This is a genomic window from Dechloromonas denitrificans (genome assembly GCF_020510685.1).
Taxonomy (GTDB): Bacteria; Pseudomonadota; Gammaproteobacteria; order Burkholderiales; family Rhodocyclaceae; genus Azonexus; species Azonexus denitrificans_A.
Genome location: NZ_CP075185.1, coordinates 1 through 23,800, shown reverse-complemented (window position 1 = coordinate 23,800; position 23,800 = coordinate 1). Strand labels below are relative to the sequence as shown.

Annotated in this window: 19 protein-coding genes; 6 read left to right on the top strand and 13 right to left on the bottom strand. The window is 60.0% G+C overall.

The window, feature by feature from the left end:
* The first annotated feature begins 15 nt into the window (after nucleotides 1–15).
* A complete protein-coding gene (locus KI611_RS00095) occupies nucleotides 16–486 on the top strand; it encodes an SRPBCC family protein (RefSeq protein WP_226417816.1) in 471 nt (156 codons plus the stop codon).
* A 52-nt stretch (nucleotides 487–538) separates the two neighbouring features.
* Here KI611_RS00095 and KI611_RS00090 read toward each other — a convergent pair whose 3' ends face one another.
* Entirely contained in the window at nucleotides 539–2,161 is a 1,623-nt protein-coding gene (locus KI611_RS00090; protein WP_226417815.1) for an ABC-F family ATPase, read from the bottom strand.
* Between the two features lie 149 nt (nucleotides 2,162–2,310).
* On the opposite strand from KI611_RS00090, the gene gshA reads away from it, so the two are divergent.
* The 5 genes from gshA to KI611_RS00065 all read left to right on the top strand — a co-directional run bounded on the left by gshA (nucleotide 2,311) and on the right by KI611_RS00065 (nucleotide 11,227).
* A complete protein-coding gene (gene gshA / locus KI611_RS00085) occupies nucleotides 2,311–3,597 on the top strand; it encodes a glutamate--cysteine ligase (RefSeq protein WP_226417814.1) in 1,287 nt (428 codons plus the stop codon).
* An 11-nt stretch (nucleotides 3,598–3,608) separates the two neighbouring features.
* A complete protein-coding gene (gene gshB / locus KI611_RS00080; protein ID WP_226417813.1) occupies nucleotides 3,609–4,628 on the top strand; it encodes a glutathione synthase in 1,020 nt (339 codons plus the stop codon).
* Entirely contained in the window at nucleotides 4,613–5,641 is a 1,029-nt protein-coding gene (locus tag KI611_RS00075; protein ID WP_226417812.1) for an FAD:protein FMN transferase, read from the top strand. Before gshB ends, KI611_RS00075 begins: the two co-directional genes overlap by 16 nt.
* A 128-nt stretch (nucleotides 5,642–5,769) precedes the next feature.
* Nucleotides 5,770–10,074, top strand: a complete 4,305-nt coding sequence (locus KI611_RS00070) for a response regulator (protein WP_226417811.1) — start codon at nucleotides 5,770–5,772, stop codon at nucleotides 10,072–10,074.
* Nucleotides 10,075–10,090: 16 nt separating this feature from the next.
* The gene (locus KI611_RS00065) at nucleotides 10,091–11,227 is read left to right on the top strand and encodes an HD-GYP domain-containing protein (RefSeq protein WP_226417810.1); all 1,137 of its coding nucleotides are present in this window, start codon (nucleotides 10,091–10,093) and stop codon (nucleotides 11,225–11,227) included.
* 115 nt (nucleotides 11,228–11,342) lie between these two features.
* Here the strand turns inward: KI611_RS00065 and dtd are convergent, their stop codons facing one another.
* The 12 genes from dtd to dnaA form a co-directional block, all read right to left on the bottom strand.
* The gene (dtd, locus tag KI611_RS00060; RefSeq protein WP_226417809.1) at nucleotides 11,343–11,795 is read right to left on the bottom strand and encodes a D-aminoacyl-tRNA deacylase; all 453 of its coding nucleotides are present in this window, start codon (nucleotides 11,793–11,795) and stop codon (nucleotides 11,343–11,345) included.
* A 144-nt stretch (nucleotides 11,796–11,939) separates the two neighbouring features.
* The gene (locus KI611_RS00055) at nucleotides 11,940–12,362 is read right to left on the bottom strand and encodes a type VI secretion system amidase immunity protein Tai4 (protein WP_226417808.1); all 423 of its coding nucleotides are present in this window, start codon (nucleotides 12,360–12,362) and stop codon (nucleotides 11,940–11,942) included.
* Nucleotides 12,362–12,856, bottom strand: coding sequence for a T6SS effector amidase Tae4 family protein (locus tag KI611_RS00050; RefSeq protein WP_226417807.1), 495 nt, complete (start codon nucleotides 12,854–12,856; stop codon nucleotides 12,362–12,364). The genes KI611_RS00055 and KI611_RS00050 overlap by 1 nt, the downstream gene beginning before the upstream one ends.
* A 135-nt stretch (nucleotides 12,857–12,991) precedes the next feature.
* A complete protein-coding gene (locus KI611_RS00045) occupies nucleotides 12,992–14,167 on the bottom strand; it encodes a metallophosphoesterase (protein WP_226417806.1) in 1,176 nt (391 codons plus the stop codon).
* 143 nt (nucleotides 14,168–14,310) lie between these two features.
* Complete coding sequence (locus KI611_RS00040) at nucleotides 14,311–14,700, bottom strand: DUF3106 domain-containing protein (RefSeq protein WP_226417805.1); 390 nt, start codon at nucleotides 14,698–14,700, stop codon at nucleotides 14,311–14,313.
* A 16-nt stretch (nucleotides 14,701–14,716) separates the two neighbouring features.
* Nucleotides 14,717–15,265 (bottom strand): RNA polymerase sigma factor, encoded by a 549-nt coding sequence (locus KI611_RS00035; protein ID WP_226417804.1) that lies wholly within the window; start codon nucleotides 15,263–15,265, stop codon nucleotides 14,717–14,719.
* A 387-nt stretch (nucleotides 15,266–15,652) separates the two neighbouring features.
* On the bottom strand, nucleotides 15,653–16,822 hold the full coding sequence (locus KI611_RS00030) for a DGQHR domain-containing protein (RefSeq protein WP_226417803.1): 1,170 nt from the start codon (nucleotides 16,820–16,822) through the stop codon (nucleotides 15,653–15,655).
* A complete protein-coding gene (locus KI611_RS00025; protein WP_226417802.1) occupies nucleotides 16,822–17,427 on the bottom strand; it encodes a hypothetical protein in 606 nt (201 codons plus the stop codon). Before KI611_RS00025 ends, KI611_RS00030 begins: the two co-directional genes overlap by 1 nt.
* 7 nt (nucleotides 17,428–17,434) lie before the next feature.
* Entirely contained in the window at nucleotides 17,435–18,322 is an 888-nt protein-coding gene (locus tag KI611_RS00020; protein WP_226417801.1) for a DNA adenine methylase, read from the bottom strand.
* A 256-nt stretch (nucleotides 18,323–18,578) separates the two neighbouring features.
* A complete protein-coding gene (gyrB, locus tag KI611_RS00015) occupies nucleotides 18,579–21,056 on the bottom strand; it encodes a DNA topoisomerase (ATP-hydrolyzing) subunit B (protein ID WP_226417800.1) in 2,478 nt (825 codons plus the stop codon).
* A 41-nt stretch (nucleotides 21,057–21,097) separates the two neighbouring features.
* Nucleotides 21,098–22,204 carry a DNA polymerase III subunit beta gene (gene dnaN / locus KI611_RS00010; protein WP_226417799.1) on the bottom strand — a complete coding sequence of 369 codons (1,107 nt, stop codon included), beginning with the start codon at nucleotides 22,202–22,204 and terminating at the stop codon, nucleotides 21,098–21,100.
* 210 nt (nucleotides 22,205–22,414) lie between these two features.
* Complete coding sequence (dnaA, locus tag KI611_RS00005; protein ID WP_226417798.1) at nucleotides 22,415–23,800, bottom strand: chromosomal replication initiator protein DnaA; 1,386 nt, start codon at nucleotides 23,798–23,800, stop codon at nucleotides 22,415–22,417.

Genomic DNA, 23,800 nt, shown 5'->3' with positions numbered 1-23,800 from the left:
TGCTAACATTCGGCCATGAATTTCGAACATCTCATCCAGATCAACGATGCGGAAAACCCGCTGGTTCCGCCCCTGAATCGCCTGCAGCTGTGGCAAGGCCTGCTCTATCGGGTCGAAGATCCCGCCCCGTTCCTGCCCGGACTCGAGTCATGCACCATCCTCGAACGGCAGGCCAATGAACTGTTGCGCGAACTGGATTTCGGCCCGGCCACGATCCGCGACCGCGTGACGCTGGTCGAAGCCGAATCGGTACGTTTCGACATCCTGCCATCGGCAACCCATGCCGGCGGCAGCCTGACCATCAGCATCGAGGAGCCGGAACCCGGCTATCTGTTCCTGCGTTTCGCCTACCAGACGACGCTGGCCAGCGCCCCCGAGTCGGAAGAGCGAGCCTACATCGAGTACGTCAAATCGGCCTACCACCAGTCCGACGTCGATTGCGTGCGGATCATCCGCACGCTGGCGGCCGGTGGCGAGCCGCAGTAAATTCGAATACCGCAATCACCATGAAAAATGCCCGCTGACGCGGGCATCGCATTTATTCAACGCCTTGCGAGGCGAGGTAATCCTCGTAACCACCAAGGTAGTCGATGATCCGGCCATCGCTCTTCACTTCCAGCACGCGGGTGGACAGCGAGGAAACGAACTCGCGGTCGTGTGAGACAAAGACCAGCGTCCCGGGGAATTTCTCCAGACCGGAGTTCAATGCTTCAATCGACTCCATGTCGAGGTGGTTGGTCGGTTCGTCCATCAGCAGCACGTTGTGTTTCGACAGCATCAGCTTGCCGAACAGCATGCGGCCCTGCTCGCCGCCGGAAATCACGTTGACCGGCTTCTTCACTTCGTCGCCCGAGAACAGCAGACGGCCCAGCGTGCCGCGGATCAGCGTTTCGAGGTCGCCGCCCTCTTCGATGGTGGCGCGGGCGTAGCCGGCGATCCATTCGGTCAGGCTCTCGGTGCCGGCGAACTGGGCGCTGTGGTCCTGCGCGTAGTAGCCCGGGTAGGCCTTTTCCGCCCATTTGATGGTGCCGAACTGCGGCGTCACTTCGCCCATCAGCAGCTTCAACAGCGTCGTCTTGCCGACGCCGTTTTCACCGATCACGGCAATCTTTTCGCCGGCGTTGATGGTCAGCGTCAGGTTGTTGAAGATCTTGCGCTCGCCGCCTTCGTAGGTGAAGGAAACATTCTCGATCTCGACGGCCTGGCGGTGCAGCTTCTGCTTCTCGTCGTAATCGAAGCGAATCCACGGGTACTGGCGGGACGACGGCTTCATGTCTTCCGGCTTGAGTTTTTCGATCAACTTGACGCGGCTGGTTGCCTGCTTGGCCTTGGAGGCGTTGGCCGAGAAGCGGCGGACGAAGGTCTGCAGTTCGGCGATCCGTTCCTTGGCCTTGGCGTTGGCGTTCTGGAGGCGCTCGCGGGCGGCCTGGGCGGCCTCCATGAAGTCGTCGTAGTTGCCGGCGTAGGTGGTGATCTTGCCGTAGTCGAGGTCGGCCATGTGGGTACAGACCTGATTCAGGAAGTGGCGATCGTGCGAGATGATGATCATCGTCGAATCACGATTGTTGAGCACGTCTTCCAGCCAGCGGATGGTGTTGATGTCGAGGTTGTTGGTCGGTTCGTCGAGCAACAGAATGTCCGGATTGGCGAACAGCGCCTGGCAGAGCAGCACGCGCAGCTTCCAGCCGGGGGCCACTTCGCTCATCGGACCGTTGTGCTGTTCGATCGGAATGCCGACGCCGAGCAGCAGTTCGCCGGCCCGCGATTCGGCGGTATAACCATCAAGCTCGCCGAATTGGTGCTCGAGATCAGCGGCCTTCATGTAATCGTCTTCGGTCGCTTCCGGATTGGCGTAGATCGCATCGCGCTCGCTCATGCAGGCCCACATTTCCTCGTGGCCCATCAACACGACATCGAGGACGCGCATGTCTTCGTAAGCGAACTGGTCCTGCTTCAGGTAGGCCATGCGCTCGTGCTTTTCCTTCGAGACATTGCCGGCCGACGGCTCGAGCGCCCCGCACAGGATCTTCATGAAGGTGGATTTGCCCGCCCCGTTGGCGCCGATCAGGCCATAGCGATAGCCTTCGCCAAATTTGACGTTAACATTCTCGAATAGGGGTTTGGCCCCGAACTGCATGGTGATATTGGCGGCGACGAGCACGACGATTCCGATCTGCAAAATAACGGTAAAACGAAGGGGCGAATTTTACCTGTTTTCAAGGGGTTGACGGCGGCAAGGCAGCTTTTTGCTGCACTGCGGTGTAACATTCCGGGCAACAATTACTCGCCTTCCAGGCACCGAGACAGCCCATGGTTCCCCACCTGACTACCGCCCTGACCGGCCCCTTGCTCGAACTCGAGCGCAGTTTCCTCGCCAACAGCACGCAGATCGAGCGCTGGCTGCGCGCCCAATGGCAGGAACACACGCCGCCGTTCTATTCATCGTGCGACCTGCGCAATTCCGGCTTCAAGCTGGCGCCGGTAGACACCAACCTCTACCCGGGTGGCTTCAACAACCTCAACCCGGCTTTCCTGCCGCTCTGTGTGCAGGCGGCGATGGTCGCCATCGAGAAAATCTGTCCGGAAGCGCGCAATTTGCTGCTGATTCCGGAAAACCACACGCGCAACCAGTTCTACCTGCAGAACGTCGCCCAGATCGCCGCCATCCTGCGCCAGACCGGGCTGAACGTCCGCATCGGCTCGATGCTGCCGGAAATCACCAAGCCGACACCGATCGAACTGCCGAACGGCCAGAGCCTGCTGCTCGAGCCGCTGGTCCGCAGCCAATTCCGCCTCGGCCTGGACGGCTTCGACCCCTGCGCCGTGCTGTTGAACAACGACCTGTCGGCCGGCATCCCGGACATCCTGAAAAACCTGCATGAGCAGTTCGTCCTGCCGCCTTTGCACGCCGGTTGGGCGGTGCGCCGCAAATCGAATCATTTTGCCGCCTACGATCAGGTCGCCAACGACTTCGCCAAGGAAATCGGCATCGATCCGTGGCGCATCAACCCGGCTTTCTCGGTCTGCCGCAGCATCAATTTCCACGACCGCCAGGGTGAGGAATGCCTGGCCGCCAACGTCGCCGCCGTGCTCGACATCGTCAAGGAAAAATACAAGGAATACGAGATCGACGAGACCCCCTACGTCGTCGTCAAGGCCGACGCCGGCACCTACGGCATGGGCGTGATGACGGTGCGCAACGTCGATGAAGTGATCGCCCTGAACCGCAAGCAGCGCAACAAGATGAGCGTCGTCAAGGAAGGCCTGGAGGTCAGCGAAGTGCTGATCCAGGAAGGCGTTCATTCCTTCGAAACGCTCAACGAAGCCGTTGCCGAGCCGGTGATCTACATGATCGACCGCTATGTCGTCGGCGGCTTCTACCGCGTCCATACCGGGCGCGGCAAGGACGAAAACCTCAACGCCCCGGGCATGCACTTCGAACCGCTGGCTTTCGAGACCGGCTGCAATCTGCCGGACTACGGCTGCAACAACCCGGATGCGGCGCCCAACCGCTTTTACGCCTACGGCGTCGTCGGTCGTCTGGCCTGTCTGGCCGCCGCCGTCGAGCTCGAACGCACGGCCCCTGAAAACGACTGAAAAGCCACCCGGTGACCCAGCAACTACATTTTGAAAAGCATCTCCTCGGCGGTAGCAGCCAGTCGCTGCGCCTGGCCTTCGTCGTCGACCCGCTCGGCGAGCTGAAAGCCTGGAAGGACTCCTCGATTGCCATGATGCGGGCGGCCGAGAAGCACGGTCATGAGGTGTTCACCATCGACTGCGCGACACTCGGCTGGCGGCAGACCGAAGCCGGCCACCTCGGCGGGGTCCATGGCGAAGCGGTGCATATGCACATGCGCCCGGACGACCACGACTGGTATCGGGAAAAAGGCCGGGAATGGCTGCCGCTGAAGAGTTTCGACGCGGTCATCATGCGCAAGGACCCACCGTTCGACTTCGAGTACCTGACCGCGACCTGGCTGCTCGAACGGGCCGAGGCCGACGGGGTACGCGTCTTCAACCGGCCGCGCGCCCTGCGCGATCACTCCGAGAAGCTGGCGATTGCCGAATTTCCGCAATTCGCCCCGCCGTCGCTGGTGGCCCGCGACATGCACCGCCTGCAGCAGTTCGTCGACGAACACCGCGACGTCATTCTCAAGCCGCTCGACGGCATGGGCGGCAGCCAGATTTTCCGCATTCACCGCAACGATCCGAACCGCAACGTCATCATCGAAACGCTGACCCACGAAGGCACCCGCACGGTGATGGCGCAGCGCTACCTGCCGGAAATCAGCCTGGGCGACAAACGCATCCTGCTGATCGGCGGCAAGGTCGTCCCCTGGTGCCTGGCCCGCATTCCCAAGGCCGGTGAAACGCGCGGCAATCTGGCCGTCGGCGGGACCGGCGTGGCTCAGGAACTGTCGCCGCGCGACCACGAAATTGCCGAGACCCTCGCCCCGCTGCTGTTCAAGCGCGGCCTGATGCTGGTCGGCATCGACGTGATCGGCGGCAGCCTGACCGAAATCAACGTCACCAGCCCGACCTGCATGGTCGAAATCCGCCAGCAAACGGGTTTCGACGTCGCCGGCGCCTTCATCACCGCCATCGAGCACGCATGCGGCATTACCTGATTCTGTTGGCGGCGCTGTGCCTGGCCGCCTGCAGCCGAACGCCGTTGCAGGAGCAGCAGGCCTATGTGTTCGGCACGCGGGTTGAAGTCATCGTCGTCAGCGTCGCGCCGGAACAGGGGCGGCAGGCCATCGCCGCCGTGCTGCATGAATTCGACCGCCTGCACCGCGCCTACCATGCCTGGCAGCAATCCGAGCTGACCGCGCTGAATCTGGCCATTGCCGCCGGGCGGCCGCAGCAAGTGACGCCCGAACTGGCCGATCTGGTCCGCGAGGCGCAGCAACTCAGCCGCCAGGGCGATTATTTGTTCGACCCGGGCATCGGCCAGCTGATCAAGCTGTGGGGCTTTCAGGCCGACGAGTTCAAGGCCGAATTGCCGCCGCCCGCCGAGATCGACAGCTGGCTGGCCAGCAAGCCGTCGATCGCCGACCTGACGATCAGCGGGACCACCGTCAGCAGCCGCAATCGCCGGCTCGCCCTCGATTTCGGCGGCTACCTGAAAGGCGTCGCGCTCGACCGCGCGGCGGCCATCCTGCACAGCCAGGGCATCCACAACGCACTGATCAACATCGGCGGCAACGTCATGGCGCTCGGCAGCAAGGAAGGCCGCAAGTGGAAGGTCGGCATCCAGCACCCGCGCCAGCCGGGGCCACTCGCCACCGTCGAACTGGACGACGGCGAAGCAATCGGGACCTCCGGCGACTATCAGCGCTTCTTCGAGGTCGACGGCAAACGCTACCCGCATCTGCTCGATCCGCGCAGCGGCTACCCGGCCGACCATACCCAGGCGGTGACCGTCGTCATCCCGGCCAGCCCGAAGGCCGGCACGCTGTCCGATGCCAGCTCCAAGCCGATTTTCATTGCCGGGCCGGACCACTGGCGGGAAATGGCGCAGAAAATGAATATCGGCCTGGTTTTGCGGGTCGACCGCGACGAGCAGATCTTCGTCACCGCAGCCCTGCACCAGCGCCTCTCGTTCATTGGCCAGACGCCGGCCCTGACCGTCGTTCCCTGAGCCGCCACCGGCGCTTGACACCCCCGGCGGCACGCCGTATATCTGTTTGGCAAACTGTCAGGATAGGCAGCCGTATCGGCATATAACGAGGATCAGCGCGCGGGCACCCAACCAAAGGGGGATGTGGAATGTTGAAGGACGTCTCCTTCAGAAAGCCTGGTTTCGCCAACAGTCTGGTCCTGCGGATCGGGCTGCTCATCCTTTTCGCCCTCGCCGCCTTCACCCTCTGCCTCTATCTGCTGATCGGCCGCCCGACCATCGATCGGCTTGGCGAAAGCCAGATGCGGCTTGCCGCCGAACAGGTCGAAGCGCGCTACAGCCAACTGCTGAAAACCGTCGAAGCCACGCTGCGCAGCAGCCAGGGCTGGGGGGTTGCCGGCGACCTCGAACACGCCGAACTGCAGCGCTTCAACGAGTTCTTTTTCCCGATCATCGCCAATCATGGCGAAATCGCCTCGGTCATCCTGGCCCATCAATCCGGCCGCGAGATCCTGCTCCTGCTCGGTGAAGACGGGCGCTGGATCAATCGCCTGAGCAACCCGGCCGAGTGGGGCCAACAGACTTACTGGATCACCTGGAATGCGCGCCGCGAGATCGAAAGCGTCGAACTGCGCGAACGCGACTACGATGCCCGCCAGCGCCCGTGGTTCACCGGCGGCATGGCCCTGAGCAGCGACCAGGCCATTCACTGGACCGAGCCGTACATCTTCTACACCACCGGCGACCCCGGCATCACTGCCGCCATGCGCTGGACCGGCCGCGACGGCAGCACCTACATCATCGGCCACGATGTCCGCCTGAGCAGCATCGCCGAATACACGACGCGGCTGGCCCCGGGCAGCCACGGCCAGGCCGCCCTGTTTCAGGATGACGGCAAGCTGATCGCGCCGCCCCGCGACCCGCGCTTCCACGACCGCGACTCGATCAATGCCGCAGTCCTCAAAACCGCCGACGAACTTGGCCTGGGCGAACTGGCCGAGGGCTTTCGGCGCTGGCGCGCCGACCCCAGCCCGGCCAGCCGGATGCACCCGCTGCACCGACCGGACGGGCGCTGGCTCAGCCTCTTCCAGCCGCTCACCGGAAGCGCCCAGCCGGTATGGCTGGGAGTCGTCGCGCCGGAAAGCGATTTCGTCCCGATTACCAGCCAGGATCTGCTCCTGCTTGGCCTGATCACGCTCTCCGCCCTCGCCCTCGGCATGGCCGTCGCCATCCGTATCGCCGGGCAGTTCGGGGAACCGCTCAAGGCCCTGGCCGAAGCCAGCGAACGGATCGGTCGACTGGAACTCGAGCAGCCGGTGGTCACCGCTGCGCCATGGCGCGAAGTGACCCAACTGGCGACGGCCCTCGAAGGCATGCGCCGCCAACTGCAGAGCGCCCGCTTGGCGCTGCAGGAAGCCAACGCCGAACTCGAACAGAAGATCGCCGAACGGACCCTGGCCCTGCGCCAGAGCCAGGGCAGCCTGCAGAAGCGGGAAGCCTTCTTCCGGACCATCTTCGACAATGCGGCGGTCGGCATCATCAGCCTCGGCCCGGATCAACTACCGACCCGGGTCAATCGTGCCTTTGCCGATTTCATCGGCTACCCGATCGAAGTGCTGCTGCAGAACCCGGACACCGACGTCCTCACCGCACCGGAACAGGCGCGCATGCGGGCCGCCCTGGCCAGCGTGGCCGACGCCGGTGGCAGCGGCCTGCGCAGCGAATTCGAATTTGTCGACCAGAGCGGCCAGCCGCGCTGGGGCGACGTGCAGATCGCCGCCGTGCGCAATGAAAATGGCGAACTCGACTCGCTGCTGATTACCGTGCTCGACATTTCCGACCGGCGCGAAATCGAACGCGAACTGATCCGCCAGTTCGCCTTCCTGCAGGCCCTGCTCGACACCATTCCCAACCCCATTTTCTACAAGGGAGCCGATACCCGCTTCCTCGGTTGCAACCAGGCCTATGAAGAATTTTTCGGCGTCGAGCGACGCGCCTTCATCGGCAAACGGGTACTCGACCTCGCGTATCTGCCGGAAGCCGCACGCCAGGCATACCAAGCCGAGGATGAAGCGACCATCGCCGCGTGCAGCCGCCTCGTCCGCGAAGCGCAGATGACGTCGGCCGACGGCAGCCTGCGCGACACGCTCTATTCGGTCAGCGGCTTTCGTGCCCCCGACGCCACGCCGGGCGGCCTGATCGGCGTGATCGTCGATATCACCGCCCAGAAGGACGCCGAGCGCGAAGCCGGCCGGGCGCGGGCGGCGGCCGAATCGGCGGCGGCCGCCAAGGCCGACTTCCTGGCCAACATGAGTCACGAAATCCGCACCCCGATGAATGCCATCATCGGCATGACCCACCTCGCCCTGCAAACCGAATTGACGGTGCGCCAGAAGAACTATCTGAGCAAGGTCGACAATGCCGCCAAGGGACTGCTCGGCATCATCAACGACATTCTCGACCTGTCGAAGATCGACGCCGGCATGATGCTCTTCGAGCGCAGCGTGTTCAGCCTCGATGCAACGATGCAGCACCTCGCCGACCTGTCGGCGCTGAAAGCCCGCGAACGCGGCCTGGAACTGCTCTTCGACATCGCCCCGGAGGTTCCCGACCGGCTGATCGGCGACTCGCTGCGGCTCGGCCAGGTGCTCCTCAACCTGGTCGGCAATGCCGTCAAATTCACCGAAGCCGGCGAAATCACCGTCACCATCAAGCTCGAAGACAAGAACGCCGATCTGGTCGAACTCAGCTTCGAAGTGCGCGATACCGGCATCGGCCTGACCGTCGAGCAGCAGGCCCAGTTGTTCTCGGCCTTTACCCAGGCCGATACCTCGACCACCCGCAAATATGGCGGCACCGGCCTCGGCCTGTCGATCTGCAAGCGCATCGTCGAGCTGCAAGGCGGCCGGATCAGCGTCAGCAGCCAGCCCGGCGTCGGCAGCCGCTTCAGCTTCCTGATGCCTTTCGCGCTGCCCGCCGGCGACGCTGAAACGCCCGCCCGCATCGGCCTGCCAACCCACCTGCGGACGCTGGTCGTCGATCACAGCGCCGCCGCCCGCGAGGTTTTCGCCCACATGCTTGACGCCCTGGGCATCGAGCACCGTTTGGCGGCGAGCGGCGCCGAGGCCCTGGCCGAAGTCGATGCCGCCCGGCAAACCGGCCAGCCCTTCGGCCTGCTGATCATCGACTGGAAAATGCCGGCGATGGATGGTGTCGAACTGCTCGGCCAGCTGCGCCAAAGCCTGGCTGGCGAAGCCGAGCCGGCGATCATCATCAGTACCGCCGACGATCAGGCAGAACTGCTTGGCGCCCTCGGCAACCAATCGGTCGGCGCCATCCTCGGCAAGCCGGCGACGTCTTCATCACTGTTCGACAGCATCGTCAGCGCCCTGCACCAGGAGGTCGATCCGGACGAGCGTCTGGCCGAACCGGCCAAACCGGCCTACCGCCTGGCCGGGCGCCAGGTCCTGCTGGTCGAGGACAACGAGGTCAATCGCGAGCTGGCCGAAGAAATGCTGCGGATCGTCGGCTTGACCGTCGATCTCGCCGAAAACGGTCAACAGGCGGTCGACCGCGTCAAAGAGAAGGACTACGACCTGATCCTGATGGATTGCCAGATGCCGGTGATGGACGGCTACGAGGCGACGCGACACATTCGCCGGCTGGCCCCGAACGACCGGCTGCCGATCATCGCCATGACCGCCAACGCCCTGGCCGGCGACCGCCAGCTGTGCCTGGCCGCCGGCATGAACGATCACATACCGAAGCCGATCGATGTCGCCATGCTCTATGCCACACTGGCCCGCTGGCTGGACAGCCCGGCCCAGCCGACCCCCGGCGAAACGCAGGAGCCGGCCGGCAGGACAACCGGCGACATCGACACGGCCGGCGCCCTGGCCCGCCTCGGCGGCAATCAGCAGATGTATGACCGGCTGCTCAGCCGCTTCCGGGAAAACCAGCACGACGTCATTGACCGCCTGAGCCAGGCCTGGCAAACCGGCAACAACCCCGGCCTGATCCTGCAGGCCCACACCCTGCGCGGCCTGGCGGGCACGATCGGCGCCGTCGCCCTGGCCCGCACGGCGGGCGAACTGGAAGAGCGGCTGAAACAGAACGGCGCCCCGGATGGCCCGCTGATCGAGCGGCTGATCGCCCGGCTGGCGACCGAATTGTTGCCCGTCTTCGCGCTGGCCGAGGCCATCGGCCAGGAACCCGAGCTACCGAGCGTCGAACCGCCCGATCGCGCCACGCAGCACGTGATGCTGGCCGAGCTGCAGGAGCTTCTGGATAATGACGATGCGACAACCGGCCGTTATTTCGAAGAGCTATCGGGTTGGCTGGCCGGACAAACCGATCCGGCCCTGGCCGACACCCTGGCGCGGCAGATCAGTCATTACGAATTTGAAGATGCACTCACCACGCTGCAACAAATCCGCAGCAAACTGACCACCTGAATGGACCGGAGAAGTCATGCCCAACCTGCTCCCCAAACAAAGCATCCTGGTCGTCGACGACACCCCGGACAACATCGATCTGCTGACCGACGTGCTGTGCGACGACTACCGGATCCGCGTCGCCACCTCCGGTGAAAAGGCGCTGAAAATCGTCTATTCCGACGAACCGCCCGATCTGATCCTGCTCGACATCATGATGCCCGGCCTGAGCGGCCTGGAGATCTGCCGGCGCCTGAAGGCCAACCCCGACCGGCGGCGGATTCCGATCATTTTCGTCACGGCGATGACCAGCGTCGAGGATGAAGAACGCGGCCTGGCGCTCGGCGCCGTCGATTACATCACCAAGCCGATCAGCCCGCCGATCGTCCGGGCCCGGGTGCGGACCCATCTTGCCCTCTACGATCAGTCGCGCGAGCTCGAACGGATGGTCCGCCAGCGCACCGAGGAACTGCTGACGACCCGCCAGCAGATCATCCGCCGCCTCGGCCGGGCCGCCGAGTTCAAGGACAACGAAACCGGCAACCACGTCCTGCGCATGAGCCACTACGCTCGGCTGATCGCCAGCGCCCACGGCCTCGGCGAAGAAGCCGCCAACATCATTTTCAACACCGCGCCGATGCACGATATCGGCAAAATCGGCATTCCCGACTCGATCCTGCTGAAGCCCGGCCGACTCGATGCGGAGGAATGGAAAGTGATGCACCAGCACCCGATCATGGGTGCCGAAATCATCGGCAAGCACGAAAACGAACTGCTCGAGTCGGCCCGCATCATCGCCCTCTCCCACCACGAGAAATGGGACGGCAGCGGCTACCCGCGCGGCCTCAAGGGCGAAGATATTCCGCTCGAAGGGCGCATCGTCGCCATCGCCGACGTTTTCGACGCGCTGCTCTCGCAACGGCCGTACAAATCCGCCTTTAGCGTCGAACGCTCGCTCGAGCTGATGGATGCCGAAAACGGCCGGCATTTCGATCCGCAACTGCTCGCAGCCTTCCGCCGGGCGCTGCCGGAAATCCTTCGGGTCAAGGACATCTACGCCGACGAATACGGTGCGTTGACCGATCTGGAGTTCCAGATCAAGGAGATCTACACCCATCAGGATGCACCGGAAGGCTATCCGGATGTCCTGCTCAGCGACCGGAAAACCGAATAGTCCTCGAACGCAGCGCCAGGCCTGGCCCGATGAACACCGCAGAAACGCCGGCCCGGGCCGGCGGGCGGGACGGCATCGGCCGCCTCCGGCAGGCGCTGGCCGGCCGCTGAGGGCTTTACTCCGGGGCCCTTGAGTCCAGGCTGATCGTCACCGGCCCGTCATTGATCAGGCTGACCTGCATGTCGGCCCCGAATACCCCGGTCGGCACCGGCTTGCCCAGCTCGCCCGACAGCTTTTCGACGAAGCGCTCGAACAACGGCTGCGACACCTCACCCGGCGCCGCCCGGCTCCACGACGGCCGGTTGCCCTTCTTCACCGAGGCAAAAAGAGTGAATTGCGAAACCGCCAGAATCTCCCCGCCGGCCTCCTGCACGCTGCGATTCATCACCCCGTCCGCGTCGGCAAAAATCCGCATCCGGACAATCTTGCCCGCCATCCACGCCAGATCGGCCTCGCCATCGGCCGCCTCGAACCCGGCCAGCACCAGCAAGCCGGCCCCGATCCGGCCAACCGTCCGCCCATCCACCGCAACGGAAGCTTCATTGACCCGTTGAACGACAACCCGCATGCAAATGCTCTCCGTGAAATGGGTAAAGGCTCCAAAGGTTGGAGCCTTTACTTGCCACCGTCAAGGTAAGGGACAGAGAAGCAACTGCTTACTAGCGCAGCGACGCCTTTTCCGGAGTGCTCTCAAACAAAAACGCGCCAGCGGTCATTTCCGCTTCGGCCTGTTCGGCTTGTCACCGACCCAATCGGGCTTCGGCACGTACTGCCTGACCTGTGCGTCGAGTTGTGGGCTGTGATACATGTCGATGCACTTAAGCAGGTCGAAGCGGGCGCCGGCGTAGCCTTCCACGGGGTTGCGGTAGTCGCGGCGCAGGTAGGTTTCGACAAGCTGTTCGGTTGCCGGGTCGCCTCGGTCGTCGTCGTAATAAGTCCATTCAATGAATGCACTTTTCGTTATCGCGGCATCCTCGCCGGCCGGCGTCCCTTTGTAGGCTTCCGCAATGCAGCCGGCTAGCGCCCGATCCTTGTAGTTCTCTGCGTTGGTCCGCCCCGTCGCAGTGATCGAATCCGCCGCCGTTGCGGTCAGCGATGAACACAATACGAGAGCAGCAAAAATGCGCGCCAGCATCAGGAGAGCCCCCAGAAATTCGCCCGGCTGGTCTGGTACGTGGCGCCCGGCTCATTGAAATAGCAATGGTCATAGCAGCCTGTTCCATCGAAAAGCGTGGCGTGGCCGCTTGCATCACCCCACCCCTGCACGTCGAATAAGACAACGCCTTTCTTCCCAACCAGCACGCCACCGCCCGACGGAGGGTAGGCAACCACTTCTGGAGTCCCCCATCGGTGGGTCAGAAAGGTAATCACATCCTTTACCCGGAAAAAATAGTTCCTATCGTCGCCACCCTTCTTGGTCTTCCCCACCGTAGCCGGAATACTGAGGCCAGACTGGCTCAAGATGTAGCTCATGCGCACGGCACAAGTGTTTCGCCACGGGTTCTTCTTGTCCCGGATGTGAGCAGCTACGTCACCGCCAACGACCTCTGCAACCCGCTCCCCGGAATTTACCGAGTTGTAGATCCTTTGCGAGGCGGCCCAAGCCGCCACGAATGCTGGTCTGGTCATAATCAACCCCTCCACTGTTTGCTCGAATTGATGAGTCAGGCAGGTCGAGATGATAACGGCATACGAATTTAATTTTCCAAGTTTTCTAGTTCGCTGGTTTATCTCACCCTAACTTTGGCGAATGCGCCGCCAACCCTAAGCCGGGATCAGCCGCAGCACGGTGATTTCCGACGGTGCGCCAAAGCGTTTGGGCGGCCCCCAGTAGCCGGTGCCGCGACTGGTATAGACAGCCAGCCGACCGAGTCGGTGCAAGCCGGCAGTAAACGGTTGCTGCAGCTGGACGAAGAGATTCCACGGCCAGAACTGGCCGCCATGGGTATGGCCGGAAAGCTGGAGGTCGAAGCCGGCGGCTTCGGCTGCGTGCGCCGAGCGGGGCTGGTGGGCGAGGAGGATACGCAGCAGATCGGGCGGGCTGCCGGCGAGCGCCCCACGCGGATCGCTGGCCTGGGCGGAATCGAAGGCAGCGGCCGAAAAATCGGTGACCCCGGCCAGAATGAAGCGGGCTCCGCGGTGGGTGATGACGACGTGGCGGTTATGCAGCCCGCGCAGTCCGATGCGCTCGAACTCGCACATCCAGGCTGCCGCACCGGAGTAGTACTCGTGGTTGCCGGTCACGACATAGCTGCCATGCCGGCTGGTCAACCCGCCAAGCGGCGCGGTATGGGCGCGCAACTGTCCGACGCTGCCATCGACCACGTCGCCGGTGATGGCGACCAGATCGGCATCGAGCTGATTGACCCGGTCGACAATGGCCTGGACGTATCCCCGCTTGATCGTCGGCCCAACGTGGATGTCGCTGAGCTGGACGATGGTGAATCCCGCCAGTTCAGCGGGCAATCCGGCCAGCGGGATATCGACACGGAGGACGCGAGCCACCCGCCGGGCATTGACGTAGCCGACCAGCGTAACCAGGCCGGCCAGACCAAGCACGGCGATGGCCGTCGGCTCGTTCAGCGACGGCGCGTCAGCGAACAGCCGAAGGGCATCGCGCAGCACGGTCAACACCAGCACCGACGAAAACAGCCCCATTGCCAGACCGCCCAGCCAGCCGAGCCGGTCGGCCAGCGCCTGACGGGCGACGACGAAGCGCGCCAGCAGGCCGAGCGGGACGAGGCAGGTCGAAATCACCAGCCCGACGATGGCCAGCGCCAGACCGCCGGTGCTGAGGTCGAGGGGCGGCAGCAAGCGCCAGCCGATGTAGGCATGCAGGCCGCCGATGAGCGGCAGAAAACGCCACAGGGTGCGGCGCAAGCGGCCGGGCAGCAGATGACGGCTGGGCGCCAGTCGAGGCAAGGATCGGGTGATGGACATGGGGTTCTTTTCGTTCTTGTTTTGTTGTGGCCCCGGCCGATGAAAACGCCCGGCCAGGGCTTGGGGTTGAGGTGCTGTTTTCAGTGGCAGCGCTGTTCAGCCGCCACCGCCCGGCCGAACCCGGGCGGCGCGTCTATCGTCGCTCAGGCGCCGCCGGCAGGCTTGTCGCCCGTGTCGCCACCGCTCGCCGAATCCACGGCCTTATCTGCGGAACAACAGTTGCTCCAGCGGCTACGGAAGCGCCCCTTGAGCTGTTGGCGCTCTTCCGGCGTCATCTTTTCCCAGCGTTCGCGGCGCTCGCGCCAATGGCCGTGGCAACCGCCGCGCATGCCGCCGAACAGGATCCGGCAGAGGACCAGCACACCAAGCGCCTGCCAGTAGCCGATGGGTGAGACGCCGATAAACAGGTCGGGCAGCAGGCAGTTCCACAATTGCATGACAACCCAGGTAACGGCAGCAATGCCGGCCACCGCCAGCAGGCCGATTTTGATGCAGCGTGCAACGCAGCCGGCTTTGTCAGTAGAGCATTTCATCATGGTCATTCCTTGTTCAAGATTGTTCGTCGTAAAGGGGGCGCAGGCGTTCGCGCAAGTGCATGACCGCCTGCCGTTTCCAGCCAAGCAGGGTGTTCAAGGGTGTGCCGCGCTCAGCGGCCATTTCGTTGAAGCTGCGGCCATCGAGTTCATGGGCGATGAATACATCGCGCGGCCCGGCTGGCAACTCGTCGAGCGCCGCGGCGATGGCATCGAGCCACAGACGACGCAGGTGCGCCGCCTCCGGGCCGCCATCGCTGGCTAGCATGGCGTTCTCCAGCCAATACAGCGCCTCGTCGTTCCCCTCTGGCCCGGCGGCTGGCAAGGGTTCCTCGCGCCGCTTGCGAAAGCGGTCGACGATGCGATTCCGCGCCACCCGAAACAGCCAGGCGCCGACCTGCTCGATCGGCTCCGGCAAACGCCAGGCCTCGACCAGTTCGAAAAAGACATCCTGCAGAATGTCCTCCGCCTCGCCCGGATCTGGCACCCGCTGACGAATGAAGCTGCCCAGACGCCCGCTTTCGCGGACAACGGTTTCAGTCAGACGTCGGTTCCGCTCGGCCATCAGGATGGACTTTTCGTAAGGCGGTGGAAGAGAAAGCGATGTATCCATACCTGTGTAGACGAACGACAGGAGCGGATATTGTGGGGCGGCGAAAAAATAGTTGGCGCGGCGCCAGTATGGACTCTAAAGCCCTGTGCTACTGAAAATGGGGGGACGTCGGCTGGCTGGTCGGCCAACGGCCGGCATGAGGCGGTTACCCATCAGTGGTCTAGGAGCTTCGCTGAAAGGCAAAATTGCCTTTCACGCTACTGCCGGATCGTGCCCAAAGCCTGACTTTCCATTGCTTAGGTGGCTTGGGTTCGTAATGCGATGAATATCGGGCGTTTCTCTTGATAACAATCCTACTAAACTCTAGCGGAAAACAAATTTACCAACCGGTCGAATCGGTCACCATGCAATATTGGATAATCCAAGCTGCTCTACCAGAACCTTATACAGCGAGGATTCGCCACTAGTGCCCGGTTTGAAGTTGTCAATAGTGAAGTCTTCGTCTTTAAGCGAACTTTTTTCAAACAATTTCAAAAATTCGCTCTTAGGGATAACATCGCCAGGCTTCCCGAGACGCAAATAAGCCGGCCTTAATAGCTTCATCAAAGCCCTAAAACCATTCGTCTTTCCAAGCACAGCACCTTTAGCATCAGATTCCCACGCAAGCCCCCAACGATCTCTGGCTGCTTCAAAATAATAAAGAATAACATCGGCGATCTCGATGTCTCTATTATCTAAAAACATGTTTCTAAAAATAAGATCCATAGATTCATTTTCGTTGGCTCGACGTGGATTTTTTCCTTTGATCAAAAGGTCTCTATCTTGAATATGGTTCTTCGTAATATATGGAAGGAGGGACTCAACGAACGTCGCTTGAGTCAAACGCTCGCCAGATCTACCGGGAGTAGAAGCACCTAATCGCTTAATGCGTCGATGAAATGGGCATTCCTCCAATTGGTCGAGTGCAACAGCCACATTGTGGCATGTCTTCTGAGGGCTTCTTGATTTCGAATACTCAAAGAGATCGTAAACGAGACTCTTGTTAACCTTTGTCTGCGCGAGGTTAACCGTCGAAAAGAGGTAAGCCTGATCCTCGATATCAATATCTACAAAAACAACGATATTTACATTAAAAGGCTTGCCATTGTACCCTTGCAATCCTTCGATGCGATGCTGGCCGTCGAGAACCTGAGCAATCTCTATGCGATCAATATCACCTTCATCATCGCCCTCATTCTGAAAGTTTCGAAGAGTCAGTGTTAGGGATTTTTCATCATAATTAGCATATTGGCCTTTTACCGCCAAAATGACACCAGTCGGAAAACAAGCATCCGATGTCTTTACAAACTCTTTAATTTCCTGAACACGATTCGGATTTAGCGGACGTTGTATACCAAGATAGGTCTCGATATCACGCTCTTTGTACATTCTACGGACGTCTGCGTGAGTTATTTCGCATAGCGTCTTCGAATCAAGAGCTGCAATATAAAATGTCCCAAGTGGTTGATCAACAGGAAGAGCCTTGATTTCCACCTGATAGGGATCTCTTAAAATACTGCGCTGCTGCATTAATTTCCCTTTCCGTGCCTAGTGGCAAAGGCATTCTTGAATTGTTGTTCTCCGGCCTGAAGATCTTCTGCATTGAACCGACTCAGCGATTTATTGTATGCAATCGTAAGGTATCGAAGAGCGCAAGCAACCCCCGCAACCCAGAAGGATATGCTTACAGCTTGATTTTTATCTATGCCTAACCCGCCTACTCCTGGCGAAGCATTGGCCTTCATAATGGCAAAAAGGCTTCCACATAGTAATGCGGAAACCACCAAAACGAAGATTAACCACTTGCCAGATGGAAAGCTCTTTGCCTTACGAGCATCGTCCATGACGATAATTAGAATTGGCCCAAGAATCCCAAGCGAAAAAATAAACAATTCTCCGCCTTGAACTGTACTGGAAAGCAAATTACCAAAGCCGATTCCATGGTTTATATCTAGTACGCTAAGGATAACAGCAGACAACCAAAAGGTTATGCTTGAGAAAACTACCGTGATTGAAAAGTCAGAAAGAGCCGAAAAATGATCTCGGGCCGAACATGTAAAAACCGGCCCGATAAGAGGTATTCGTATTAGCCAATCAAACATAAATTCGCCAATTAATTTAAATAATCTCCACATACGCATCTCAAGCAGGGTTCGCAGTGATTTCGTTAGAATAATCTGAGATTACACGCTTTCCAGTAATAATCAGCTCGGGGTAGGTTCCTCTAGTGCTTGATTTTCCGCTGATCGAGCTATATCGCTCAACGCTGCTTAGTTCAAATCCATCTTCATAAAGCGACCTAATACTTTCGTGGTCAGCATTTGTTACAAAGACCTTCGCCCCACGATTAATTGCACGTAGTAGTGAGTTACGCAATCGAACTTGGTCACTCCAAGAAAACAAATTTTCGTTGTACTTAACGAACCCATTAAATTTGTGTCTTACCGTATAGGGCGGGTCAGCAAACACTACGTCTCCCTCAGCAGCTTGGTCAATTAATGGCTCAAAGTCATCCGCAAGTACTTCCGCTGATTCAAGAAGATTCGCAATTGCCTCAAAATCATCAGTGTCTAACAGTACCGTATCTTTTGTACCGATGGGTACATTGAATACGCCCGAAAGATTTACTCTGTACAACCCGTTCCAGCAGGTTCTATTTAGATAAATGAACCTTGCGGCCCGATCAAGTTGCCCCACCGGAATAACTGACCTTATGGAATAGTAATATTCTTTGGAGTGCACCTCTTGATGCCGCTCCAACCTCTCTAATACGCCTCTCCAGTTCGTCTGGATAGCCCTGTAAGTGTCAACAAGTTCGGTATTTAGATCGCCCAACACCGCATCTTTGGGATGAAGAGTAAAAAATACTGCTCCCCCGCCCAAAAATGGCTCAATGTATCGCCCTTCTGGCTGTCCAATTTCCTTAATTAGGCTAGACGCCAGCCAACGCTTTCCTCCCGCCCACTTTAGAAATGGGATAGTTTTTGTGTTGTCACCTGACGAACGTGAAGGGGAATGCGTATTGAGCAAGTTCAAAATCCAAAGGTCGTGGCTTTATCAAGCCTGCAAGTGAAAGCTAACGCATTATGCATGCTGTATGGTGCCAATGACAACGAAATACCTCGAATTTGAGCAGTTCTTGAGAACCGGTTACTGCCACGCTACTGCCTAATATTGGTCTATGCGTCAGCGGCAGCTCCGGCCGAAAAGCAGAGATAAAAATGCCGATCTTTCGACCGGCATTTTTCTATCCAAGTAAATCCAGACTCAAACGAGAACCTACAAATTAAATATCGATCCGTGCATTCAACGCATTGGTTTCGATGAACGCCCTTCTTGGCTCGACCAGTTCGCCCATCAGCGTGGTGAAGATCTCGTCGGCGGCAATCGCGTCGTCGATCTGGACGCGCAGCAGGCGGCGGACTTTCGGGTCCATGGTGGTTTCCCACAGCTGCGACGGGTTCATTTCGCCGAGACCTTTGTAGCGCTGCTTGCTGATGCCGCGTTCGACGTCGGCCAACAGCCACTTCATCGCGTCGCCGAAATTGGTGACGACCTGCTTCTTCTCGCCGCGGGCCATGAAGGCGCCCGGTCCGAACAGGTCGGCAAGGGTTTCGGCCGTCCGGTGCAGTTGCATGAAGTCGCCGGAGAGCAGCAGGTCTTCGTCGATCAGGCCGACCTTGAGGTTGCCGTGATGAATTTTCTCGACGCGCAGGGTCCAGCGTTCCTGGATGTCGTCAAAGCGGGGCACCGTATGGATGCCGCCGACCAGATGCTTTTCGAGCATTTCGCAACTGGCCTTGGCGCCGGCTTCGGAACTCAGATCAAGCTTCAGGTTGTGCTGTACCAGCGCCTTGAGGACGATCGGATCGACCAGATGGGAAATGCGTTCGATGACCGCTTCGGTCAGCAACCAGGAGCGGGCCAGTTCTTCCAGCGCCGCGCCGACAATCGGCTCGGCATCGGCGCGCGGCGTCAGGCTGGCTTCGTCCATCGCCATGCGCAGCAGGAACTGGTGGTATTCCTGGTCGTCCTTCAGGTAGCGCTCGGTCTTGCCGTGCTTGACCCGGTAGAGCGGCGGCTGGGCGATATAGACGTAGCCGCGTTCGATCAGTTCCGGCATCTGGCGGTAGAGCAGCGTCAGCAGCAGGGTACGGATGTGGGCGCCGTCAACGTCCGCGTCGGTCATGATGATGATGCGGTGGTAACGCAACTTCTCGATCTTGAATTCGTCCTTGCCGATGCCGGTGCCGAGCGCGGTGATCAGCGTGACGATCTGCTCGGAGGAAATCAGCTTGTCGAAACGGGCTTTTTCGACGTTGAGCACCTTGCCGCGCAGCGGCAGGATGGCCTGGAACTTCCGGTCGCGACCCTGCTTGGCGGAGCCGCCGGCGGAGTCACCCTCGACCACGTACATTTCGCAGAGGGCGGGGTCTTTTTCCTGGCAGTCGGCCAGTTTGCCGGGCAGGCCGACGCCATCCAGCACGCCTTTGCGGCGGGTCAGTTCGCGGGCCCGGCGAGCGGCTTCGCGAGCCCGGGAGGCTTCGACGATCTTGCCGGTGATCATCTTGGCATCGACCGGGCGTTCGAGCAGGAAGTCGGCCAGTTTCTGGGCAACGACTTCTTCGACGGCCGGACGCGCTTCCGAGGAAACCAGCTTCATCTTGGTCTGCGACGCGAACTTCGGGTCGGGCATCTTGACCGACAGCACGCAGGCCAGGCCTTCGCGCATGTCGTCGCCGGCGATCTCGACCTTGGCTTTCTTGGCGATATCGTTTTCGTCGATGTACTTGTTGATGACCCGGGTCATCGCGGCGCGCAGGCCGGTTAGGTGGGTGCCGCCGTCAGCTTGCGGAATGTTGTTGGTGTAGCAGAGCACCTGTTCCTGATACGAGTCGTTCCACTGCATCGCGACTTCGACGCCGATGGTCACCCCGGTATCGCCGACCTTGGCTTCGCCGGCCGAGTAGAACACGGTCGGGTGGAGGATGGTCTTGGAACGGTTGATGTATTCGACAAAGCTCTGGACGCCGCCGGCAAAGGCGAAGTCTTCTTCCTTGCCGGTGCGCTGATCGACCAGGCGAATGCGCACGCCGTTGTTCAGGAAAGACAGTTCGCGCAGGCGCTTGGCGAGAATTTCGTAGTGGAACTCGATGTGCTCGAAGATTTCGTCGTCGGCAAGGAAGTGGACTTCCGTACCGCGCTTTTCGGTTTCGCCGAGGACTTTGAGCGGCGAAACTTCAACGCCGTTGCGCACTTCGATCAGGCGATCGACGGCATGGCCGCGGCAGAACTCCATCGTGTGCTTCTTGCCGTCGCGCCGGATGGTCAGGCGCAGCCACTTGGACAGCGCATTGACGCAGGACACGCCGACGCCGTGCAGGCCGCCGGAAACCTTGTAGGAGTTCTGGTTGAACTTGCCGCCGGCGTGCAGTTCGGTCAGCGCGATTTCCGCAGCCGAGCGCTTCGGCTCGTGCTTGTCGTCCATCTTGACGCCGACCGGGATGCCCCGGCCGTTGTCGGTGACGCTGATCGAATTGTCGGTGTGGATGGTGACGACGATGTCGTCACAATGCCCGGCCAACGCTTCGTCGATCGAGTTGTCGACCACCTCGAAAACCAGATGGTGCAGACCGGTACCGTCGGAGGTGTCGCCGATGTACATGCCCGGGCGCTTGCGCACCGCTTCCAAGCCTTCAAGAATCTGAATACTGGATTCACCATAACCCGGCGAGGTGTCCTGCGGACTATTTTCTTCGATCATTACTTGTGTTCCACGTGAAACTTTATCTTTGAATACAGGACTCAGATACGCATCGGCATGATGACGTACTTGAAGCGCTCGTTGCCCGGCACGGTAATCAGCGCGCTCGAGTTGGCGTCGTTGAAACTCCACTGGATTTCTTCGGTGTGCACGTTGTTCAGCACATCGAGCAGATAACCGACATTGAAGCCGACATCAATGGCATCACCGGTGTATTGGACTTCGATTTCTTCCTGCGCCTCTTCCTGCTCGGCATTGGCAGCCATCAATTTCAGGCTATTTTCGCCTAAAACTACCCGAATGCCCCGGAATTTTTCGTTGGTCAGGATGGCGGCGCGGTTCATCGCCTGCATCAGGGTCTGCCGACCGACCGTCATGTGATTCTTCAGGGTCGCCGGGACAACGCGTTCGTAGTCGGGGAACTTGCCGTCGATCAGCTTGGATACCAGAACCACCGAGCCAAACGCGAAACGGACCTGATTCGAGGCCAGCGTGATGTTCAGCGGCTCGTCGTTGTCGACCAGCAAACGATTCAATTCGAGCACCGTCTTGCGCGGCAGGATCATTTCCTGACGCGGCAGATCGGCTTCGATCTCGACGCTGGCGAAGGCCAGACGATGGCCGTCGGTGGCGACGGCGCGCAGTTCCTTGCCTTCGACCAGCAACAGCAGGCCGTTCAGGTAGTAGCGGACATCCTGGGCGGCCATGCCGTACTGGGTCTTGCTCAGCAGGTGGCGGAAGGCCTTTTGGCTGATCGAGAACTGGCGTGTTTCGCCTTCGGTCATCGTCATCCGCGGAAAGTCGTCGGCCGGCAGCGTTTGCAGGCTGAAACGGCTCTTGCCGGCGCGTACCGTCAGACGCTTGTCTTCGAGCACCAGGCTGACTTCGGCGGTATCGGGCAACGAACGCAGGATTTCCTGCAGCTTGCGGGCGCCGACCGTTACCGCGCCGTCACCTTCACCGACAGCCACTTCGGTGGATGTGGTGATCTGGATTTCGATGTCGGTGGCCAGCAGCGTCAGCCTGTCGCCCTTCTTTTCGAGCAGCACGTTGGACAGGATCGGCAGGGTGTGACGACGTTCGACGATCCCCGATACCGACTGCAAAGGAGCGAGAAGCGTGTCTCTTTGACTTTTAATAAGAACCATAAATTAAATTCCTTAATAGACTATATCGGGAACAATTCTGTGGATAAAAAATTATTTTTCTTTATTTTCAGATGATTGCGTGAATTTTACGGCTCTTGGGAAAGCTCTGGATTGCCTGTGGATCGATTCTGGATAATTTTCCCACAAACCGGCTATTCCCCGATGATCCACAATTGACTGACAGCTTTTCCCCAGGCTTATCGACAGGCATCATCCTTTCAATACCTGAAGCAGCACATGCAGGTCATGATTCAATTCGTTCTCCTTCAGCCGCAGGGAATCGATAGTTTTTACCGCGTGGATGACCGTGGTGTGATCGCGGCCACCGAAGGCATCGCCAATTTCCGGGTAGCTGTGCGAAGTCACTTCGCGACAGAGCCACATGGCGAGCTGGCGCGGCCGGGCAATGGCCCGCGTGCGCTTTTTCGAGAAGAAATCGGCAACCTTGATCTTGTAGTAGTCGGCGACGGTCTTCTGGATATTGTCGATACCGACATTGCGCACCGAACCGATAAGGTCCTTCAGCGCTTCCTTGGCCAGATCCAGTGCGATGATGCGGCCGTGGAAGGATGAATAGGCGAGCACCTTCTTCAGCGCCCCTTCCAGTTCGCGGACATTCGAGCGCAAGTGCTTGGCAATGAAGAAAGCGACTTCGTCGTCGAGCTGCATGCCTTCGGCTTCGGCCTTCTTCTTCAGAATGGCGACGCGCATTTCCAGTTCCGGCGGCTCGATCTGGACGGTCAGGCCCCAGTCGAAACGGGTGACCAGGCGGTCATCGAGGCCGTTGATGTCCTTCGGATAGGTATCGCAGGTGATGATGATCTGCTTGCGGGCCTCGATCAGCGCATTGAACAGGAAGAAGAACTCTTCCTGCGAGCGGTTCTTGCCGTTGAAGAACTGCACGTCGTCGAGGAGCAGCACATCGAGCGAACGATAGGTCCGCTTGAAACTGTCGAAGGATTTTTGCTGATAGGCCCGCACGACGTCGGAGTAGTAATCCTCGGCATGGACATAACGCACGATCTTTTCCGGATTCTCGGCCAGGATGGTATTGCCGATGGCGTGAATCAGGTGGGTCTTGCCGAGACCGGCGCCGCCGTAGATGAACAGCGGGTTGTAGGCGCCGCCCGGGTTGTTGGCGACCTGAATGGCGGCAGCGCGAGCCAGATCGTTGGCCTTGCCGACCACCAGATTGTCGAAGGTGAAGGCATGGAACAACCGGGATTTTTCAAAATTCCCGCCCTTGGCCCGGGATTTTTCCTGCGCCGAGATTTCTTTTGCCGCCGGTGCTTTGGTCTGGCCCTCTGCCTTGTCCGGCGTTCCTTCTGCCCGACTGGCCGTTGCCTTGCCACTGCCAATGACCAGGGCGATGGTAACCGGGGCCGAGAAAAAGGCCTGGCTGTAGTCTTCGATGCGCGACAGGTAGCGGTCACGCACCCATTTCAGGATGAAACCGTTGGGCGCAATCAGTCGCAGCCCATTTTCCAAGGCAGTGTCTTCGCCTTCGAGCCGAAGTGGCTTGATCCAGGTATTGAATTGCTGGGCGGGCAATTCCTGCTCAAAACGCTGCAAACAGGATTCCCAAAAAACGGCCAT

Coding starts and splice junctions, on each gene's coding strand:
- KI611_RS00095 (WP_226417816.1), top strand. CDS start 16: ATGAATTTCGAACATCTCATCCAGATCAACGATGCGGAAAACCCGCTG.
- gshA (WP_226417814.1), top strand. CDS start 2,311: ATGGTTCCCCACCTGACTACCGCCCTGACCGGCCCCTTGCTCGAACTC.
- KI611_RS00075 (WP_226417812.1), top strand. CDS start 4,613: ATGCGGCATTACCTGATTCTGTTGGCGGCGCTGTGCCTGGCCGCCTGC.
- KI611_RS00070 (WP_226417811.1), top strand. CDS start 5,770: ATGTTGAAGGACGTCTCCTTCAGAAAGCCTGGTTTCGCCAACAGTCTG.
- KI611_RS00065 (WP_226417810.1), top strand. CDS start 10,091: ATGCCCAACCTGCTCCCCAAACAAAGCATCCTGGTCGTCGACGACACC.
- dtd (WP_226417809.1), bottom strand. CDS start 11,795: ATGCGGGTTGTCGTTCAACGGGTCAATGAAGCTTCCGTTGCGGTGGAT.
- KI611_RS00055 (WP_226417808.1), bottom strand. CDS start 12,362: ATGCTGGCGCGCATTTTTGCTGCTCTCGTATTGTGTTCATCGCTGACC.
- KI611_RS00050 (WP_226417807.1), bottom strand. CDS start 12,856: ATGACCAGACCAGCATTCGTGGCGGCTTGGGCCGCCTCGCAAAGGATC.
- KI611_RS00045 (WP_226417806.1), bottom strand. CDS start 14,167: ATGTCCATCACCCGATCCTTGCCTCGACTGGCGCCCAGCCGTCATCTG.
- KI611_RS00040 (WP_226417805.1), bottom strand. CDS start 14,700: ATGAAATGCTCTACTGACAAAGCCGGCTGCGTTGCACGCTGCATCAAA.
- KI611_RS00035 (WP_226417804.1), bottom strand. CDS start 15,265: ATGGCCGAGCGGAACCGACGTCTGACTGAAACCGTTGTCCGCGAAAGC.
- KI611_RS00030 (WP_226417803.1), bottom strand. CDS start 16,822: ATGCAGCAGCGCAGTATTTTAAGAGATCCCTATCAGGTGGAAATCAAG.
- KI611_RS00025 (WP_226417802.1), bottom strand. CDS start 17,427: ATGTGGAGATTATTTAAATTAATTGGCGAATTTATGTTTGATTGGCTA.
- gyrB (WP_226417800.1), bottom strand. CDS start 21,056: ATGATCGAAGAAAATAGTCCGCAGGACACCTCGCCGGGTTATGGTGAA.
- dnaN (WP_226417799.1), bottom strand. CDS start 22,204: ATGGTTCTTATTAAAAGTCAAAGAGACACGCTTCTCGCTCCTTTGCAG.
- dnaA (WP_226417798.1), bottom strand. CDS start 23,800: ATGGCCGTTTTTTGGGAATCCTGTTTGCAGCGTTTTGAGCAGGAATTG.